The organism is Vibrio syngnathi (assembly GCF_002119525.1).
GTDB lineage: Bacteria > Pseudomonadota > Gammaproteobacteria > Enterobacterales > Vibrionaceae > Vibrio > Vibrio syngnathi.
In genome coordinates this window covers 317,340-331,755 of the sequence record NZ_CP017916.1, presented here as the reverse complement: position 1 = coordinate 331,755, position 14,416 = coordinate 317,340, and the positions used below count along the sequence as shown (strand labels likewise).

The 14,416-nt window shown below is 44.9% G+C and carries 27 protein-coding genes; 4 read left to right on the top strand and 23 right to left on the bottom strand.

Annotated elements, in window-relative coordinates; all coding sequences use genetic code 11:
• Nucleotides 1–51 precede the first annotated feature (51 nt).
• Both K08M4_RS01620 and K08M4_RS01615 read left to right on the top strand, forming a co-directional pair.
• Entirely contained in the window at nt 52–504 is a 453-nt protein-coding gene (locus K08M4_RS01620; protein ID WP_086048648.1) for a GNAT family N-acetyltransferase, read from the top strand.
• Complete coding sequence (locus K08M4_RS01615) at nt 504–1,352, top strand: DMT family transporter (RefSeq protein WP_086048647.1); 849 nt, start codon at nt 504–506, stop codon at nt 1,350–1,352. The genes K08M4_RS01620 and K08M4_RS01615 overlap by 1 nt, the downstream gene beginning before the upstream one ends.
• A 59-nt stretch (nt 1,353–1,411) precedes the next feature.
• Here K08M4_RS01615 and K08M4_RS01610 read toward each other — a convergent pair whose 3' ends face one another.
• On the bottom strand, nt 1,412–1,990 hold the full coding sequence (locus K08M4_RS01610) for a LysM-like peptidoglycan-binding domain-containing protein (RefSeq protein WP_086048646.1): 579 nt from the start codon (nt 1,988–1,990) through the stop codon (nt 1,412–1,414).
• A gap of 213 nt (nt 1,991–2,203) precedes the next feature.
• On the opposite strand from K08M4_RS01610, the gene bamJ reads away from it, so the two are divergent.
• The gene (gene bamJ, locus K08M4_RS01605; protein ID WP_017078817.1) at nt 2,204–2,824 is read left to right on the top strand and encodes a BamJ family beta-barrel-assembly machinery protein; all 621 of its coding nucleotides are present in this window, start codon (nt 2,204–2,206) and stop codon (nt 2,822–2,824) included.
• Nucleotides 2,825–2,958: 134 nt separating this feature from the next.
• Entirely contained in the window at nt 2,959–3,453 is a 495-nt protein-coding gene (locus K08M4_RS01600) for a DUF2780 domain-containing protein (RefSeq protein WP_086048645.1), read from the top strand.
• Nucleotides 3,454–3,778: 325 nt separating this feature from the next.
• On the opposite strand, the gene rplQ is transcribed toward K08M4_RS01600, so the two are convergent.
• The 22 genes from rplQ to rplV form a co-directional block, all read right to left on the bottom strand.
• Nucleotides 3,779–4,159 carry a 50S ribosomal protein L17 gene (gene rplQ, locus K08M4_RS01595; protein ID WP_004729812.1) on the bottom strand — a complete coding sequence of 127 codons (381 nt, stop codon included), beginning with the start codon at nt 4,157–4,159 and terminating at the stop codon, nt 3,779–3,781.
• Nucleotides 4,160–4,183: 24 nt separating this feature from the next.
• Nucleotides 4,184–5,176, bottom strand: coding sequence for a DNA-directed RNA polymerase subunit alpha (locus K08M4_RS01590; RefSeq protein ID WP_004729813.1), 993 nt, complete (start codon nt 5,174–5,176; stop codon nt 4,184–4,186).
• Nucleotides 5,177–5,198: 22 nt separating this feature from the next.
• Nucleotides 5,199–5,819, bottom strand: coding sequence for a 30S ribosomal protein S4 (rpsD, locus tag K08M4_RS01585; RefSeq protein ID WP_004738777.1), 621 nt, complete (start codon nt 5,817–5,819; stop codon nt 5,199–5,201).
• Between the two features lie 31 nt (nt 5,820–5,850).
• Nucleotides 5,851–6,240, bottom strand: a complete 390-nt coding sequence (gene rpsK, locus K08M4_RS01580) for a 30S ribosomal protein S11 (protein ID WP_004738778.1) — start codon at nt 6,238–6,240, stop codon at nt 5,851–5,853.
• Between the two features lie 19 nt (nt 6,241–6,259).
• Entirely contained in the window at nt 6,260–6,616 is a 357-nt protein-coding gene (rpsM, locus tag K08M4_RS01575) for a 30S ribosomal protein S13 (protein WP_004738779.1), read from the bottom strand.
• A 149-nt stretch (nt 6,617–6,765) separates the two neighbouring features.
• Entirely contained in the window at nt 6,766–6,879 is a 114-nt protein-coding gene (gene rpmJ / locus K08M4_RS01570) for a 50S ribosomal protein L36 (RefSeq protein WP_000868186.1), read from the bottom strand.
• Nucleotides 6,880–6,920: 41 nt separating this feature from the next.
• Entirely contained in the window at nt 6,921–8,255 is a 1,335-nt protein-coding gene (secY, locus tag K08M4_RS01565; protein WP_004736759.1) for a preprotein translocase subunit SecY, read from the bottom strand.
• 20 nt (nt 8,256–8,275) lie between these two features.
• Nucleotides 8,276–8,710 (bottom strand): 50S ribosomal protein L15, encoded by a 435-nt coding sequence (gene rplO / locus K08M4_RS01560; protein WP_004736758.1) that lies wholly within the window; start codon nt 8,708–8,710, stop codon nt 8,276–8,278.
• A gap of 5 nt (nt 8,711–8,715) precedes the next feature.
• The gene (gene rpmD / locus K08M4_RS01555; RefSeq protein ID WP_004736756.1) at nt 8,716–8,892 is read right to left on the bottom strand and encodes a 50S ribosomal protein L30; all 177 of its coding nucleotides are present in this window, start codon (nt 8,890–8,892) and stop codon (nt 8,716–8,718) included.
• A 7-nt stretch (nt 8,893–8,899) separates the two neighbouring features.
• On the bottom strand, nt 8,900–9,400 hold the full coding sequence (gene rpsE, locus K08M4_RS01550; protein WP_004736754.1) for a 30S ribosomal protein S5: 501 nt from the start codon (nt 9,398–9,400) through the stop codon (nt 8,900–8,902).
• A gap of 14 nt (nt 9,401–9,414) precedes the next feature.
• Nucleotides 9,415–9,768, bottom strand: a complete 354-nt coding sequence (rplR, locus tag K08M4_RS01545; RefSeq protein ID WP_009847783.1) for a 50S ribosomal protein L18 — start codon at nt 9,766–9,768, stop codon at nt 9,415–9,417.
• Nucleotides 9,769–9,777: 9 nt separating this feature from the next.
• Nucleotides 9,778–10,311 carry a 50S ribosomal protein L6 gene (gene rplF / locus K08M4_RS01540; protein ID WP_086048644.1) on the bottom strand — a complete coding sequence of 178 codons (534 nt, stop codon included), beginning with the start codon at nt 10,309–10,311 and terminating at the stop codon, nt 9,778–9,780.
• A gap of 10 nt (nt 10,312–10,321) precedes the next feature.
• Nucleotides 10,322–10,714: a 30S ribosomal protein S8 gene (gene rpsH, locus K08M4_RS01535; RefSeq protein WP_009847785.1), complete on the bottom strand. Its 393-nt coding sequence runs from the start codon at nt 10,712–10,714 to the stop codon at nt 10,322–10,324.
• Nucleotides 10,715–10,743: 29 nt separating this feature from the next.
• A complete protein-coding gene (gene rpsN, locus K08M4_RS01530; protein ID WP_004736747.1) occupies nt 10,744–11,049 on the bottom strand; it encodes a 30S ribosomal protein S14 in 306 nt (101 codons plus the stop codon).
• 16 nt (nt 11,050–11,065) lie between these two features.
• Nucleotides 11,066–11,605, bottom strand: a complete 540-nt coding sequence (rplE, locus tag K08M4_RS01525) for a 50S ribosomal protein L5 (protein WP_004736744.1) — start codon at nt 11,603–11,605, stop codon at nt 11,066–11,068.
• A gap of 24 nt (nt 11,606–11,629) precedes the next feature.
• Complete coding sequence (rplX, locus tag K08M4_RS01520) at nt 11,630–11,947, bottom strand: 50S ribosomal protein L24 (RefSeq protein WP_004736742.1); 318 nt, start codon at nt 11,945–11,947, stop codon at nt 11,630–11,632.
• Between the two features lie 11 nt (nt 11,948–11,958).
• On the bottom strand, nt 11,959–12,330 hold the full coding sequence (gene rplN / locus K08M4_RS01515) for a 50S ribosomal protein L14 (protein ID WP_004736740.1): 372 nt from the start codon (nt 12,328–12,330) through the stop codon (nt 11,959–11,961).
• 162 nt (nt 12,331–12,492) lie between these two features.
• Nucleotides 12,493–12,747, bottom strand: coding sequence for a 30S ribosomal protein S17 (rpsQ, locus tag K08M4_RS01510; RefSeq protein ID WP_004736739.1), 255 nt, complete (start codon nt 12,745–12,747; stop codon nt 12,493–12,495).
• Nucleotides 12,747–12,938, bottom strand: coding sequence for a 50S ribosomal protein L29 (gene rpmC / locus K08M4_RS01505; RefSeq protein WP_004736737.1), 192 nt, complete (start codon nt 12,936–12,938; stop codon nt 12,747–12,749). Before rpmC ends, rpsQ begins: the two co-directional genes overlap by 1 nt.
• Complete coding sequence (gene rplP, locus K08M4_RS01500; RefSeq protein WP_004736736.1) at nt 12,938–13,348, bottom strand: 50S ribosomal protein L16; 411 nt, start codon at nt 13,346–13,348, stop codon at nt 12,938–12,940. The genes rpmC and rplP overlap by 1 nt, the downstream gene beginning before the upstream one ends.
• Nucleotides 13,349–13,359: 11 nt before the next feature.
• On the bottom strand, nt 13,360–14,058 hold the full coding sequence (gene rpsC / locus K08M4_RS01495; protein ID WP_004736734.1) for a 30S ribosomal protein S3: 699 nt from the start codon (nt 14,056–14,058) through the stop codon (nt 13,360–13,362).
• Between the two features lie 18 nt (nt 14,059–14,076).
• Nucleotides 14,077–14,409: a 50S ribosomal protein L22 gene (rplV, locus tag K08M4_RS01490; RefSeq protein ID WP_004736732.1), complete on the bottom strand. Its 333-nt coding sequence runs from the start codon at nt 14,407–14,409 to the stop codon at nt 14,077–14,079.
• Between the last annotated feature and the right edge of the window lie 7 nt (nt 14,410–14,416).

Sequence of the window (14,416 nt, the reverse complement as noted above, 5' to 3'; positions counted from 1 at the left end):
CAATCATCGCACATAGTACATTCAGAGCATCGATAACCTCTGGATGTAAACATGATCACTTGGCACTCAATTCCCTTCTCTGAACTTTCAACACAACAGCTTTATCAATTACTTAAATTACGAGTCGATGTGTTCGTTGTTGAGCAAAATTGCCCTTATCCAGAGCTCGACGGTAAAGACACAATCGCAGGTGTTGAACACTTGCTTGGCTATGCTAATGCAGAGTTAGTGGCGTGTGCACGCTTGTTACCACCAGGAACTTCTTACGACAACACGAGCATCGGTCGAGTGGCAACGAAGCAATCGGCAAGAGGTGATGGTTTAGGCCATCAATTGATAAAAGAAGCGTTAACACGCTGTGAGGCTCTTTGGCCGAGCACGACTATCGATATTGGTGCGCAACAACACTTAGAAAACTTCTATGCGAGCCACGGCTTCAAAACGATCTCTGAGATGTACTTGGAAGACGATATTCCGCACGTCGATATGAGATTAGAGAAGTAATGTCGAATATCACTGTCGGTATCCTATTACTGATTGCAGGTAACTTGTTTGCCTCACTTTCGGACGTAGCGGTAAAACTATTGAATGGCGAAGTGCCACCTCTTCAGTATATTTTCTTCCGACAGTTGATATCTCTGCTCATCATTACTCCTTTGTGGCTACAACAGAAAAAGGAACAACGACGCTTACAAAAAGCCAAAGTGACCATCATACGCGGACAGTTAATACTAATTGGCAGTGGATGTATGGTCGTCGCAATTACCCATTTATCTTTGGCCACCGCTAACGCTGTATTTTACGTCGCACCCTTGTTGATGCTGCCTCTCTCAATGTTTCTACTCAAAGAGCAACCCGCACTGGGTAAGGTGATAGCAACCACTATCGGCTTCATTGGCGCACTGATTGTCTTGAGGCCATCGCAATTTCATTGGGCTGCATTGTTTGCATTAGGCACAGCTCTGACGCTCGCACTGTTCAATGTATTGGTAAGAAAGCTTCCGAGTGAGCAAACGGTGATCACTACGCTGTGGTGGACAACGTTATTCTCTATTCCAGCATCATTGGTACTGTGCTTCCTATACTGGCAACCGGTATCGGTGGAGCATTTGGGATACATAGCACTCAGTGCAACGTTAATCTTGAGTTACAACGGCCTTGCGGTTGCTGCCTACCAAAAAGCACACTCTAGCCAAATTGCCTTGGCTGAGTATTCAGGACTGGTGTTTGTCGCGTTAATAGGTGCAATATGGTTTGATGAGATACCAGATACGTTAACCTTTATCGGTATTATGCTCATCATCTTGCCACTCGCCCCTTTCAAGCGACCAAAAAAAAGAGCTAATGCTTAGCTCTTTTCTATCGTTTATATGTGTCTGGTGAAGTGCTTTAACTCAGGTTCACTATTCATCTATTTACTGCGACCAAAGCCACCATCTGATAACCGGAAAAACATCACCGAAGTATTGCCTTTCTCAAGCTGAAGAATGTCTAGTTGCCCAGTCTCGGCTAGTTTGAATCGAACCAGCTGGCCTTTACGAATCTGGCTAAGCGGCTTGTCTGCACCTTCAATACGAACCAAAGCGTTAAGATCAGACAGCGGTAGATCATTATTTCGGAACACTTGAGCTAACGTATCTCCTTGCTTAACAAGATACTCTTGCCAACTGGTTGGCTCAGAAGAATTACTTTTAGTATTTTTCAGCTCGCTTAAGCCAACAGTATTTATCTCAAGCTCAACACGAGATGTTGCTGGTGCGTTGTCTACTTTAGGCTCTGGTAGCGGTGCAAACAATAAGATTAATATGATCGGCGAAATCACCATCAATAATTTCTGGTGTAATTTCGGCAATGATCCCCAAGTTTGCACTGTTGAGGTTTTCATTTTCTTTAGATCGATCGAGCTTAGTTTCTCTTTGACCTGATTCAGTCGGTCCTTGAACTCTGCTAAGTGGTCTACTTTCTGTTTTTTCTTTTGACGACGATTCATGCCACTGCGTCCTATACATTGAATAACTACAGTATAAAAACCAAAGTACCAACAGTATAGATCTTTCCGCTACAACAGAGACCAAAGCAAGAAAATTGACATAGCTGTGATTTGGACGCGGTAAAGCGTAAGTGATCAGGGGCTAGCCGTTTATTCAGCCTGCTAATACTGGTATTCTTACCCTTTTCGTACTGACAAAAAGAGTGACTTTTCATGTCTGAAGTAAAATTTGAAACTGTAGAGCAAAAAGCTAGCTACGGTATCGGTCTACAAATGGGCCAACAACTTGCTGGTTCTGGTCTTGAAGGCCTAAACGTTGACGCAATCGCTGCTGGTATCGCAACAGCTCTAGTTGGTGACATGCCAGCTATCGAAGTTGACGAAATCAACAACGCACTACAAGAGCTACATACTCGTGGTGAAGCTGCACGTCAAGAACTAGCTAAAGCAGCAGCAGCTGACGGCGAAGCTTTCCTAACTGACAACGCTCTTCGTTCAGAAGTAACAGTTCTTGAGTCTGGTCTTCAGTACGAAGTACTAACTGAAGGTACTGGCGAAATCCCTACTGCAGACAAGCAAGTACGTGTTCACTACCACGGCGAACTAACTGACGGTACTGTTTTCGACAGCTCTGTATCTCGCGGTCAACCTGCTGAATTCCCAGTAACTGGCGTAATTCAAGGTTGGGTACAAGCTCTACAAATGATGCCTGTTGGCTCTAAGTGGAAGCTATACATCCCTCAAGATCTAGCATACGGTGAGCGCGGCGCAGGTGCTGCAATCCCACCATTTGCAGCTCTAGTATTTGAAGTAGAGCTTCTAGCAATTCTTTAATTTTTATAAAAACCTTTAGTAAAACAAAAAACTATAGGCAAATAAAATTAAAATAATCCAACGGCGATGTGACTACATCGCCGTTTTTCGTTTATAGTGAATAGGTCGATTACTTTATTACTTAAGGAAGAATAATGAAGAAAATACTCATCACTATGCTCAGCAGCCTTGCTGTAGTCTCTTGCGCTAGCACTAGCGACTCTGAACAAACCGGTTCAACATCAGATACCAACTATTCCCAACTATCACAAACTGCACTAATGGCAGCTGTGAATATGTGGTCTCAGCAAAACGAAACAACACCACTTGCTGATACCGTTGCTAATCAGACGTCTGTAACTAGCGATCAAGCAATCGGCGGCATCGGTTCAATGCTGGCACTTGCACAAAATTCTCTTGGCTCTGTAGACAACAAAGAACTCGCAACGCTGATTCCGGGCATGTCGACGCTTGACTCTACGGGTCTATCGTCAGTATTAAGCTCGCAAGGTGCCGTTGAAAGTGCGTTTGCTGGGTTAGGTATGGATTCGTCAATGATCACAACATTCGCGCCAATCATTCTTCAAACACTTCAATCTCAAGGTGCAACCAGCGGACTGATGGATTCACTTGCAGCTATTTGGCAGTAGGCCTTAGCGATTAGTTGATTAGTTGATTAGTTGATTAGTTGAAAAATATGGTAAGGGCACTTCGGTGCTCTTTTTTATGCGTTGGATAAAAGGGATTTGAGATACGAGATACGAGATACGAGATACGAGATACGAGATACGAGATACGAGATACGAGATACGAGATACGAGATACGAGATACGAGATATTTTTGAAAAATGGCGTAGATAAGACAAACAAAAAATGCCAAATATCATGGTGCAATTTATATTATCTATTCCTTATTCTGCAGATACAAAAAAGCCGAGCTAATGCTCGGCTTTTGTATTAAGAATCTAGTATAGATTACTCAGCAGCTTCTTCAGCAGCTGGGCGGTCTACAAGCTCAATGTAAGCCATTGGAGCTTTATCACCAGTACGGAAACCACATTTAAGAATGCGAGTGTAACCACCTTGGCGAGCCGCGAAACGCGGGCCTAGTTCATTAAATAGTTTTGCCACAACTTCGTTATCACGAGTGCGAGCAAATGCAAGACGACGGTTAGCAACACTGTCTGTCTTAGCTAGGGTAATCAATGGCTCAATTACGCGACGTAGTTCTTTTGCTTTAGGCACGGTAGTTTTAATAACTTCGTGACGAACAAGAGAGCTAGCCATGTTGCTGAACATCGCTTTGCGATGACTGCTGTTGCGGTTGAGTTGACGACCACTTTTACGATGGCGCATGACCTAATCCTTCTAACTTTTCGATTAATCTTCAGCGATTGACGCTGGTGGCCAGTTTTCTAGACGCATGCCTAGAGAAAGACCACGTGAAGCAAGCACATCTTTAATCTCTGTAAGAGATTTCTTACCAAGGTTTGGCGTTTTAAGTAGCTCAACCTCAGTGCGCTGTACAAGATCACCGATGTAGTGAATCGCTTCTGCCTTCAAACAGTTAGCAGAGCGAACTGTTAGTTCAAGATCGTCTACAGGACGTAGTAGGATAGGATCGAATTCTGGCTTCTCTTCCTTCTCCTCAGGTACACGTACATCACGAAGATCTACGAACGCATCCAATTGTTCAGCTAAAATAGTAGCTGCACGACGGATTGCTTCCTCAGGTTCAAGAGTACCGTTCGTTTCCATATCGATAACAAGCTTGTCTAAGTCAGTACGTTGTTCTACACGTGCCGCTTCTACAGCGTAGGCGATTTTATCGACCGGGCTGTAAGTAGCGTCAACAAGTAGACGACCGATTGGACGCTCATCTTCTTCAGTATGGATACGAGCTGAAGCTGGAACGTAACCACGACCACGTTCTACTTTGATACGCATAGCGATCTCAGCATTGTCATCCGTTAGGTGACAAATTACGTGCTCAGGGTTAGCGATCTCTACATCACCATCGTGGGTGATGTCACCTGCAACAACAGGGCCTGAGCCTGATTTGTTCAGTGTAATAAACACTTCATCTTTGCCTTCAGCAACGCGTACAGCTAAACCTTTAAGGTTTAGAAGGATTTCCAGGATATCTTCCTGAACGCCTTCTTTAGTGCTGTATTCGTGTAGCACACCTTCAATTTCAACTTCTGTTACGGCACAACCCGGCATAGAAGATAGAAGAATGCGGCGAAGAGCATTACCTAGAGTGTGGCCGAAACCGCGCTCTAATGGCTCAAGAGTTACTTTCGCGTGTGTCGTATTGATCTGTTCAATGTCAACAAGACGCGGCTTAAGAAATTCTGTTACAGAACCCTGCATTGTGTCCTCTCTTTTTTTAACCTTACTTAGAGTAAAGTTCGACGATCAAGTGTTCATTGATGTCAGCTGATAGGTCAGAACGCTCAGGCATACGCTTGAATGTACCTTCCATTTTGCCAGCATCTACTTCAATCCAAGTTGGCTTTTCACGTTGTTCAGCAACTTCTAGAGCCGCTTTAATACGAGATTGCTGTTTAGCTTTCTCGCGGATAGAAACAACGTCGTTTGCCGCTACTTTGAAAGAAGGAACGTTTACAACTTTACCGTTAACTAGAATAGACTTGTGGCTAACTAGTTGACGAGATTCAGCACGAGTAGCGCCAAAGCCCATACGGTAAACTACGTTATCAAGACGACCTTCAAGAAGCTGAAGCAGGTTTGCACCTGTGTTGCCTTTAAGACGTGCAGCTTCTTTGTAGTAGTTGCGGAATTGTTTTTCTAGAACGCCGTAAATACGACGAACTTTTTGCTTCTCACGAAGCTGAACGCCATACTCAGATAGACGACCGCGACGAGCGCCGTGTACACCTGGTGCGTTATCAATTTTACACTTGGTATCGATCGCACGGACACCAGACTTAAGGAATAAGTCAGTACCTTCGCGACGGCTAAGCTTCAGCTTAGGACCCAAATATCTTGCCATGATCTTTCTCCAATATTCCTAGAAACGAAACTTAAACGCGACGTTTCTTAGGTGGACGACAACCGTTATGAGGGATTGGTGTCGCATCAACAATGTTAGTGATACGGAAACCAGCAGCGTTCAGTGCACGAACAGTAGATTCGCGACCTGGACCTGGACCCTTAACCATAACTTCCAAGTTCTTTAGGCCATATTCTTTAGCCATTTCACCACAACGCTCAGCTGCAACTTGTGCTGCGAACGGAGTAGATTTACGAGAACCACGGAAACCTGAACCACCTGCTGTAGCCCATGCAAGAGCGTTGCCTTGACGGTCAGTGATAGTTACGATTGTGTTGTTGAAAGAAGCATGAATGTGCGCTACGCCATCAGCTACTTGCTTGCGTACGCGCTTACGCGCGCGAGTTGGTTGTTTTGCCATTGTACTCTACCTTATCCGACTATTTCTTGATCGGCTTGCGCGGACCCTTACGGGTACGAGCGTTGGTTTTAGTACGCTGTCCACGTAGTGGTAGACTGCGACGATGACGAAGACCGCGGTAACAGCCAAGGTCCATAAGACGCTTGATGTTCATCGATACTTCACGACGTAGATCACCTTCTACAGTGTATTTAGCTACACCATCACGCAGTTGATCGATCTGCTCTTCAGTTAGTTCACTGATCTTAGCATCTTCAGCAATACCCACTTCAGCTAGAATAGCTTGAGAGCGAGTTTTACCAATACCGTAGATTGCAGTAAGTGCAATTACAGAATGCTTATGATCAGGAATGTTAATGCCGGCTATACGGGCCATTATTCACTCCTAAGGGGGTTCATAAAAGAATTATCCGCAGCAAAGCCCGTGATGGATACGCTGCGGCATACTACTTCTTTTGCACGCAAAAGGTAGGCCGAGGAATATACTCGACTCTACCTAGTATTTCAAGTAAAAATTTCTGCTGATTAGCCTTGGCGTTGCTTATGCTTTGGCTCACTGCAAATCACGCGAACGACACCGTTACGCTTGATAACTTTACAGTTACGACAGATTTTTTTAACGGAAGCACGAACTTTCATTGCTAAACTCCGTAAATGGAATCGAAATAATTACTACCGGATTAACGGCCGTAACCTTTCAGATTCGCTTTCTTTAACACAGAATCATACTGTTGTGACATCAGATGAGTCTGTACCTGTGCCATGAAATCCATGATAACTACCACTACGATTAGTAGTGATGTGCCGCCGAAGTAGAAACGAACGTTCCACGCGACCATCATGAATTCAGGAATCAGACATATAAAAGTAATGTATAGAGCGCCCGCAAGGGTTAGTCTAGTCATCACTTTATCGATATATTTCGCTGTCTGCTCACCTGGGCGGATACCGGGTACGAATGCACCAGACTTCTTCAAATTATCAGCTGTTTCACGCGGGTTAAACACCAACGCTGTATAGAAGAAACAGAAGAAGATTATAGCTGCTGCATAAAGCATTACATACAAAGGTTGACCTGGGCTAAGAGCTAATGACACGTCAGTTAACCAACCGAACGCGCTGCTTTCACCATTTTGACCAAACCATTGCGCTAATGTTCCTGGGAACAAAATAATACTTGATGCAAAAATCGCTGGAATAACACCTGCCATATTAATCTTAAGAGGCAAGTGAGAGCTTTGAGCTGCAAAAACTTTACGACCTTGTTGACGCTTCGCATAGTTAACGACGATACGACGTTGACCACGTTCCATGAAAACTACGAAGTAAATTACAGCAAAAGACAATACCGCGATAAACAACAGAAGAAGCACATGCAATTCACCTTGACGCGCTTGCTCGATTGTTTGACCGATTGCAGAAGGCAATCCAGCAACAATACCTGCAAAAATCAGAATGGAAATACCATTACCGATTCCTCGCTCAGTGATTTGTTCACCTAACCACATCAAAAACATGGTACCAGTTACTAAACTCACGGTAGCAATAAGCGTAAACATGGTTTGGTTGATAACAACCAGATTGTCGACCATGTTTGGTAAGCCTGTTGCGATACCAATAGCTTGGAATGTTGCAAGTACAAGCGTGCCGTAGCGTGTATATTGGCTTATCTTACGACGGCCTGCTTCACCCTCTTTCTTGAGTTCCGCTAACGCTGGATGAACTACAGTTAGCAATTGGACTACGATCGATGCCGAAATGTACGGCATGATACCCAATGCTAATATAGATGCACGCTCAAGAGCACCACCGGAGAACATGTTAAACATTTCTACGATGGTACCTTTTTGCTGATCGAACAAATCGGCAAGTACAGCTGCGTCAATACCAGGGATCGGCACAAAAGAGCCGGCTCGGAATACTAAAAGTGCACCAATTACGAATAACAAGCGCGACTTTAATTCACTTAAGCCGCTCTGAGCACTACGAAAATCTTTTCCTGGTTTCTTAGCCATCTGTACCTCGTTCCTCGAGATTATTCCTCGATTTTACCGCCTGCAGCTTCGATTGCAGCTTTAGCGCCTTTAGTCACGCGTAGACCTTTAACAGTCACAGCTTTGCTTAGGTCACCAGAAAGAACAATCTTAACAAACTCGATGTTCTTAGTGATAACGTTAGCAGCTTTAAGGCTGTTAAGATCAACTACGTCACCTGTTACTTTCGCTAGCTCAGCTAGACGAACTTCAGCAGACACTAGGCTCTTACGAGAAGTGAAACCGAATTTAGGTAGACGTTGTTTTAGAGGCATTTGACCGCCTTCAAAACCTGGACGAACAGAGCCGCCAGAACGTGACTTTTGACCTTTGTGACCGCGGCCACCTGTTTTACCAAGGCCAGAACCGATACCACGACCTACACGCTTCTTAGAAGGTTTAGAGCCAGCAGCCGGTGATAGAGTATTCAAACGCATTCTGATTACTCCTCAATCTTAACCATGTAGTAAACCTTGTTGATCATACCGCGTACGCACGGAGTATCTTCAAGTTCTACTGTATGGTTGATGCGACGAAGACCTAGACCTTTAAGACACGCTTTGTGCTTAGGTAGGCGACCAATTGAGCTTTTAGTTTGAGTTACTTTAATAGTTGCCATCGTGTGCTTACTCCGAAATAGATTCAACAGTTAGACCACGTTTAGCAGCAACCATTTCTGGTGACTTAACGTCTACTAGAGCACCAATCGTTGCGCGAACAACGTTGATAGGGTTCGTTGAACCGTATGCTTTAGAAAGAACGTTATGTACGCCTGCAACTTCAAGTACGGCACGCATTGCACCACCGGCAATAACACCTGTACCTTCAGCAGCTGGCTGCATGTAAACTTTAGAGCCCGAATGACGACCTTTCACCGGGTGGTGAAGAGTGCCTTCGTTAAGCGCAACAGTAACCATGTTACGACGCGCTTTTTCCATTGCTTTCTGAATCGCAGCAGGTACTTCACGAGCTTTGCCGTAACCGAAACCTACGCGACCATTACCGTCACCAACTACTGTTAGTGCAGTAAAGCTCATGATTCGACCACCTTTAACCGTCTTAGATACACGGTTAACAGCGATCAGCTTTTCTTGCAAATCATTAGCTTGTTGTTGTTCTTTAGCCATCTTCCAACCCTACCTTAGAATTTCAGACCAGCTTCGCGAGCAGATTCTGCTAGCGCCGCTACTCGACCGTGGTATTGGAAACCAGAACGGTCAAATGCAACTGAAGCTACGCCTTTTTCAAGAGCGCGCTCAGCAACAGCTTTACCAACTGCTTTAGCTGCATCGACGTTACCAGTGTTCTTAACTTGCTCACGGATCGCTTTTTCTACAGTAGAAGCAGCTGCGATAACCTCAGAGCCGTTTGCCGAGATAACTTGTGCGTAAACATGGCGAGGAGTACGATGTACTACCAGGCGAGTTGCACCAAGTTCTGCAATCTTACGACGTGCACGTGTAGCACGACGGATGCGAGATGCTTTCTTATCCATAGTGATACCTTACTTCTTCTTAGCTTCTTTAGTACGCACATTTTCATCTGCGTAACGAACACCTTTGCCTTTGTAAGGCTCAGGAGCACGGTAAGAACGAATGTCAGCCGCAACTTGACCTACTACTTGCTTATCGCAACCAGTAATGATGATCTCAGTTTGGCTAGGGCACTCAGCTTTAATACCTTCAGGTAGAGCGTGCTCTACTGGGTGAGAAAAACCAAGAGTTAGACCTACAGCGTTGCCTTTCATAGCAGCACGGTAACCTACACCCTTAAGAGTAAGCTTCTTAGTGAAGCCCACTGTAACACCCACAACCATGTTATTAACTAGAGCGCGAGCTGTACCAGCTTGTGCCCATGCGTTAGTAACACCTTCTTTCGGTCCGAAAGTTAGGTTGTTTTCTTCCTGTGCAATAACTACGGCGCTGTTAAGAACGCGAGTAAGCTCACCTTTGCTACCTTTTACAGTAACTTCTTGGCCGTTTAGTTTCACCTCTACGCCAGCTGGAATAGCGACAGGTGCTTTAGCAACACGAGACATAATCTACTCCTTAAGCTACGTAACAGATGATTTCACCGCCAAGACCTGCTTTACGAGCAGCACGGTCAGACATCAGACCCTTGGAAGTAGAAACAACTGCAATACCAAGACCACCCATCACTGTAGGTAAAGAGTCTTTATTTTTATAAACTCTTAGACCAGGACGTGATACGCGCTTGATTTGCTCGATTACAGGTTTAGCTTGGAAGTACTTAAGAGTAACTTCTAGCTCAGGTTTTGCTTCGCTGTCAACAGCGAAGTCTACGATGTAACCTTCAGCTTTAAGTAATGCAGCAATTGCAACTTTAAGCTTTGAAGAAGGCATTTTTACAGCAACTTTATTTGCTGCCTGACCGTTACGAACGCGGGTCAGCATATCCGAAATCGGATCTTGCATGCTCATAAGATTTACTCCAAATGATTAAGTGGCAATTACCAGCTAGCCTTACGAAGACCCGGAATCTCGCCTTTCATGCAAGCTTCGCGAACCTTAATACGGCTTAGACCGAATTTACGTAGGTAACCGTGTGGACGACCAGTTTGGTTGCAACGGTTGCGCTGACGTGATGCACTTGAATCACGTGGAAGAGATTGCAGTTTAAGAACCGCATTCCAACGATCTTCTTCAGATGCGTTTACATCGCTAATGATAACTTTTAGCGCAGAACGCTTTTCAGCGAACTTAACTACTAGTTTTGCACGTTTAGCTTCACGTGCTTTCATTGATTGTTTAGCCATAACAGTAACCCTACCCTTACTTACGGAATGGGAAGTTAAAGGCAGCCAGCAGAGCTCGGCCTTCCTCATCGGATCCCGCAGATGTCGTGATAGTAATATCAAGACCGCGGACACGATCGACTTTATCGTAGTCGATTTCCGGAAAGATGATTTGCTCGCGAACGCCCATGCTGTAGTTACCGCGTCCGTCAAAAGACTTAGCGCTAACACCACGGAAATCACGTACACGTGGAAGTGCGATAGAGATTAAACGCTCTAAAAATTCCCACATGCGCTCACCACGCAAGGTTACTTTACAACCAATTGGGTAGCCTTCACGAATTTTGAAACCAGCTACAGATTTACGCGCTTTCGTGATAAGTGGCTTCTGACCAGAGATCGTTGCCATATCAGATGCTGCGTTTTCTAGCAGTTTCTTATCGTTGATTGCTTCACCAACGCCCATGTTTAGGGTGATTTTCTCAATCCTAGGGACTTGCATGACGCTTGTGTAGCTGAACTCTTTGGTAAGCTCAGCGACTACAGACGACTTGTAGTAATCATGCAGTTTCGCCATAGTAGAACTCCAAATTACTTCTAATTAGTTAGAAACAGTTTCGCCGTTAGATTTGAAGAAACGAACTTTCTTGCCATCTTCGATACGGAAACCGATACGGTCTGCTTTACCAGTAGCCGCGTTAAAGACTGCAACGTTAGAAGCATCAATAGCTGCTTCTTGTTCAACGATGCCACCTTGTTGACCTAGAGCCGGAACCGGCTTTTGGTGTTTTTTAACAAGATTGATGCCTTCAACAACAACTTTACCAGTTGTCAGAACCTTAGTTACTTTACCTTTCTTGCCTTTATCTTTACCAGCAAGAATGATTACTTCGTCATTACGACGGATTTTAGCTGCCATGTTGCCGCTCCTTACAGAACTTCAGGTGCAAGTGATACAATCTTCATGAATTTCGCGTTACGAAGTTCACGAGTCACAGGACCAAAGATACGTGTGCCGACTGGTTGCTCAGTAGTGTCATTTAACAATACACAAGCATTACTGTCGAAGCGAATGACAGAACCGTCTGGGCGACGAACGCCTTTACGGGTGCGCACTACTACCGCCTTCAGAACATCACCTTTCTTTACTTTACCGCGAGGAATCGCTTCCTTCACTGTAACCTTGATGACGTCACCGATATGTGCATAACGGCGGTGAGAGCCACCCAGAACCTTAATACACATTACCTTGCGCGCGCCAGAGTTATCTGCTGCGTCAAGTGTACTTTGCATCTGGATCATTGTTAGTGCTCCGCTAAATATTAAAACTAGACCCTCTCGGGTCGGGCTGCCTCTTTAAAAGGGACGCGAATTGTACCACCCTTTTTTTAAATTGGGTAGACAAAAAACAAGCGGCTCCAAAAAATTATTTGGAGCCGCTTATAAGTTATAGAATTACAAAGATTAAATCTTCGCTTTTTCTAGAACTTTAACCAATGTCCAAGACTTAGTCTTAGACAGAGGACGACACTCAGCGATTTCAACTTTGTCGCCTAGGCCACAAGTGTTGTCTTCGTCGTGTGCGTGTACTTTAGTCGTGCGTTTGATGAACTTACCGTAAATTGGGTGTTTTACAGTACGTTCAATAGCAACAACGATAGACTTGTCCATCTTGTCACTTACTACACGGCCTTGCTGGATGCGGTTAGTTTCGCTCATTATGCGCCTGCCTTTTCAGTCAAAACAGTTTTCACACGTGCGATGTCACGGCGTACAGCTTTTAGAGTATGAGTTTGCTGTAGTTGACCAGTTGCAGCTTGCATGCGCAAGTTAAACTGTTCACGTAGCAAATTCAATAGCTCAGCGTTAAGCTCTTCAACGTTCTTTTCGCGTAGATCTTGTGCTTTCATCACATCACCTGCTTAGTTACAAAAGTAGTTTTAACAGGCAGTTTACGTGCCGCTAGGCGGAACGCTTCACGTGCCAACTCTTCAGGTACGCCATTCATCTCGTACATAACTTTGCCTGGTTGGATTTGAGCAACCCAGTACGCAACTGAACCTTTACCTTTACCTTGACGAACTTCAAGAGGCTTTTCAGTAATCGGTTTGTCTGGGAACACACGGATCCAGATTTGACCTTGACGCTTAATGTGACGTGTCATAGCACGACGTGCCGCTTCGATTTGACGTGCAGTCAGGCGACCACGGCCAACAGCTTTAAGACCGAATTCGCCGAAGCTTACTTCAGTACCTTTAGCTAGACCACGGTTACGACCAGTCATAACCTTGCGGAACTTAGTACGTTTTGGTTGTAGCATCGTTCGACTCCTTACTTACGGCCTTTACGCTGCTTCTTAGGCTTATCGCCTTTTGGCTCTACTGCGTTAGCAGCTGGCATACCGCCTAGAATCTCACCTTTGAAGATCCAAACTTTAATGCCGATCACACCGTATTGAGTGTGAGCCGAAGAAGTTGCGTAATCAATGTCTGCACGTAGAGTGTGTAGAGGCACACGGCCTTCACGGTACCACTCTGAACGTGCGATTTCAGCACCGCCAAGACGGCCGCCTACTTGTACTTTGATGCCTTTAGCGCCTAGACGCATAGCATTTTGTACCGCACGCTTCATTGCACGACGGAACATAACACGACGCTCTAGTTGAGACGCGATGCTATCAGCTACAAGCTGACCATCTAGCTCAGGCTTACGTACTTCAGCGATGTTAATTTGCGCTGGTACACCTGCGATTTTAGCTACAGCTGCGCGTAGCTTCTCTACGTCTTCACCTTTCTTACCGATAACAACGCCAGGACGAGCTGTGTGAATAGTCACACGGATGCTCTTAGCTGGACGCTCGATAACGATACGAGATAATGATGCTTTTTGTAGTTCCTTGGTAAGGAACTGACGTACCTTGAAGTCGCCGTCTAGGTTGTCAGCGAATTCGTTGGTATTAGCAAACCATGTAGCATTCCAAGGCTTGACGATGCCAAGACGAATACCATTAGGATGTACTTTCTGACCCATTGCTTACTCTCCTAGTCTTTAGCGATCTGCTACAACAATAGTGATGTGGCTTGAACGCTTCAAGATACGATCCGCACGACCTTTAGCACGAGGCATAATACGCTTCATGATAGGGCCCTCATCTACGAAGATTTTAGCGACATTTAGATCGTCGATATCTGCACCTTCGTTATGTTCCGCGTTAGCGATAGCTGACTCAAGAACTTTCTTAACTAAAACAGCAGCTTTTTTGTTGCTGAAAGTTAGAATTTCTAGAGCCTGGTCTACCGACTTACCGCGAATTTGGTCTGCAACTAAGCGAGCTTTCTGTGGAGAAATACGAGCAAAGTTATGTTTAGCTAAAGCTTCCATCATCTAC

Bases quoted from the DNA above. Each gene is read 5' to 3' on its own strand.
- rplQ (WP_004729812.1), bottom strand. From the start codon at position 4,159: ATGCGCCATCGTAAAAGTGGTCGTCAACTCAACCGCAACAGCAGTCAT.
- rpsM (WP_004738779.1), bottom strand. From the start codon at position 6,616: ATGGCCCGTATAGCCGGCATTAACATTCCTGATCATAAGCATTCTGTA.
- rpmJ (WP_000868186.1), bottom strand. From the start codon at position 6,879: ATGAAAGTTCGTGCTTCCGTTAAAAAAATCTGTCGTAACTGTAAAGTT.
- rpmC (WP_004736737.1), bottom strand. From the start codon at position 12,938: ATGAAAGCACAAGATCTACGCGAAAAGAACGTTGAAGAGCTTAACGCT.
- rplR (WP_009847783.1), bottom strand. From the start codon at position 9,768: ATGGATAAGAAAGCATCTCGCATCCGTCGTGCTACACGTGCACGTCGT.
- rplO (WP_004736758.1), bottom strand. From the start codon at position 8,710: ATGCGTTTGAATACTCTATCACCGGCTGCTGGCTCTAAACCTTCTAAG.
- K08M4_RS01600 (WP_086048645.1), top strand. From the start codon at position 2,959: ATGAAGAAAATACTCATCACTATGCTCAGCAGCCTTGCTGTAGTCTCT.
- rpsN (WP_004736747.1), bottom strand. From the start codon at position 11,049: ATGGCTAAACAATCAATGAAAGCACGTGAAGCTAAACGTGCAAAACTA.
- rpmD (WP_004736756.1), bottom strand. From the start codon at position 8,892: ATGGCAACTATTAAAGTAACTCAAACTAAAAGCTCAATTGGTCGCCTA.
- rplV (WP_004736732.1), bottom strand. From the start codon at position 14,409: ATGGAAGCTTTAGCTAAACATAACTTTGCTCGTATTTCTCCACAGAAA.
- rpsE (WP_004736754.1), bottom strand. From the start codon at position 9,400: ATGGCTAAAGAACAACAACAAGCTAATGATTTGCAAGAAAAGCTGATC.
- K08M4_RS01590 (WP_004729813.1), bottom strand. From the start codon at position 5,176: ATGCAGGGTTCTGTAACAGAATTTCTTAAGCCGCGTCTTGTTGACATT.
- rpsD (WP_004738777.1), bottom strand. From the start codon at position 5,819: ATGGCAAGATATTTGGGTCCTAAGCTGAAGCTTAGCCGTCGCGAAGGT.
- rplN (WP_004736740.1), bottom strand. From the start codon at position 12,330: ATGATCCAGATGCAAAGTACACTTGACGCAGCAGATAACTCTGGCGCG.
- secY (WP_004736759.1), bottom strand. From the start codon at position 8,255: ATGGCTAAGAAACCAGGAAAAGATTTTCGTAGTGCTCAGAGCGGCTTA.
- bamJ (WP_017078817.1), top strand. From the start codon at position 2,204: ATGTCTGAAGTAAAATTTGAAACTGTAGAGCAAAAAGCTAGCTACGGT.
- rpsC (WP_004736734.1), bottom strand. From the start codon at position 14,058: ATGGGTCAGAAAGTACATCCTAATGGTATTCGTCTTGGCATCGTCAAG.
- K08M4_RS01615 (WP_086048647.1), top strand. From the start codon at position 504: ATGTCGAATATCACTGTCGGTATCCTATTACTGATTGCAGGTAACTTG.
- rpsK (WP_004738778.1), bottom strand. From the start codon at position 6,240: ATGGCAAAACAACCAACTCGCGCGCGTAAGCGCGTACGCAAGCAAGTA.
- rplE (WP_004736744.1), bottom strand. From the start codon at position 11,605: ATGGCGAAACTGCATGATTACTACAAGTCGTCTGTAGTCGCTGAGCTT.
- K08M4_RS01620 (WP_086048648.1), top strand. From the start codon at position 52: ATGATCACTTGGCACTCAATTCCCTTCTCTGAACTTTCAACACAACAG.
- rplX (WP_004736742.1), bottom strand. From the start codon at position 11,947: ATGGCAGCTAAAATCCGTCGTAATGACGAAGTAATCATTCTTGCTGGT.
- rpsH (WP_009847785.1), bottom strand. From the start codon at position 10,714: ATGAGCATGCAAGATCCGATTTCGGATATGCTGACCCGCGTTCGTAAC.
- rplP (WP_004736736.1), bottom strand. From the start codon at position 13,348: ATGCTACAACCAAAACGTACTAAGTTCCGCAAGGTTATGACTGGTCGT.
- rpsQ (WP_004736739.1), bottom strand. From the start codon at position 12,747: ATGAGCGAAACTAACCGCATCCAGCAAGGCCGTGTAGTAAGTGACAAG.
- rplF (WP_086048644.1), bottom strand. From the start codon at position 10,311: ATGTCTCGTGTTGCTAAAGCACCTGTCGCTATTCCAGCTGGCGTAGAG.
- K08M4_RS01610 (WP_086048646.1), bottom strand. From the start codon at position 1,990: ATGAATCGTCGTCAAAAGAAAAAACAGAAAGTAGACCACTTAGCAGAG.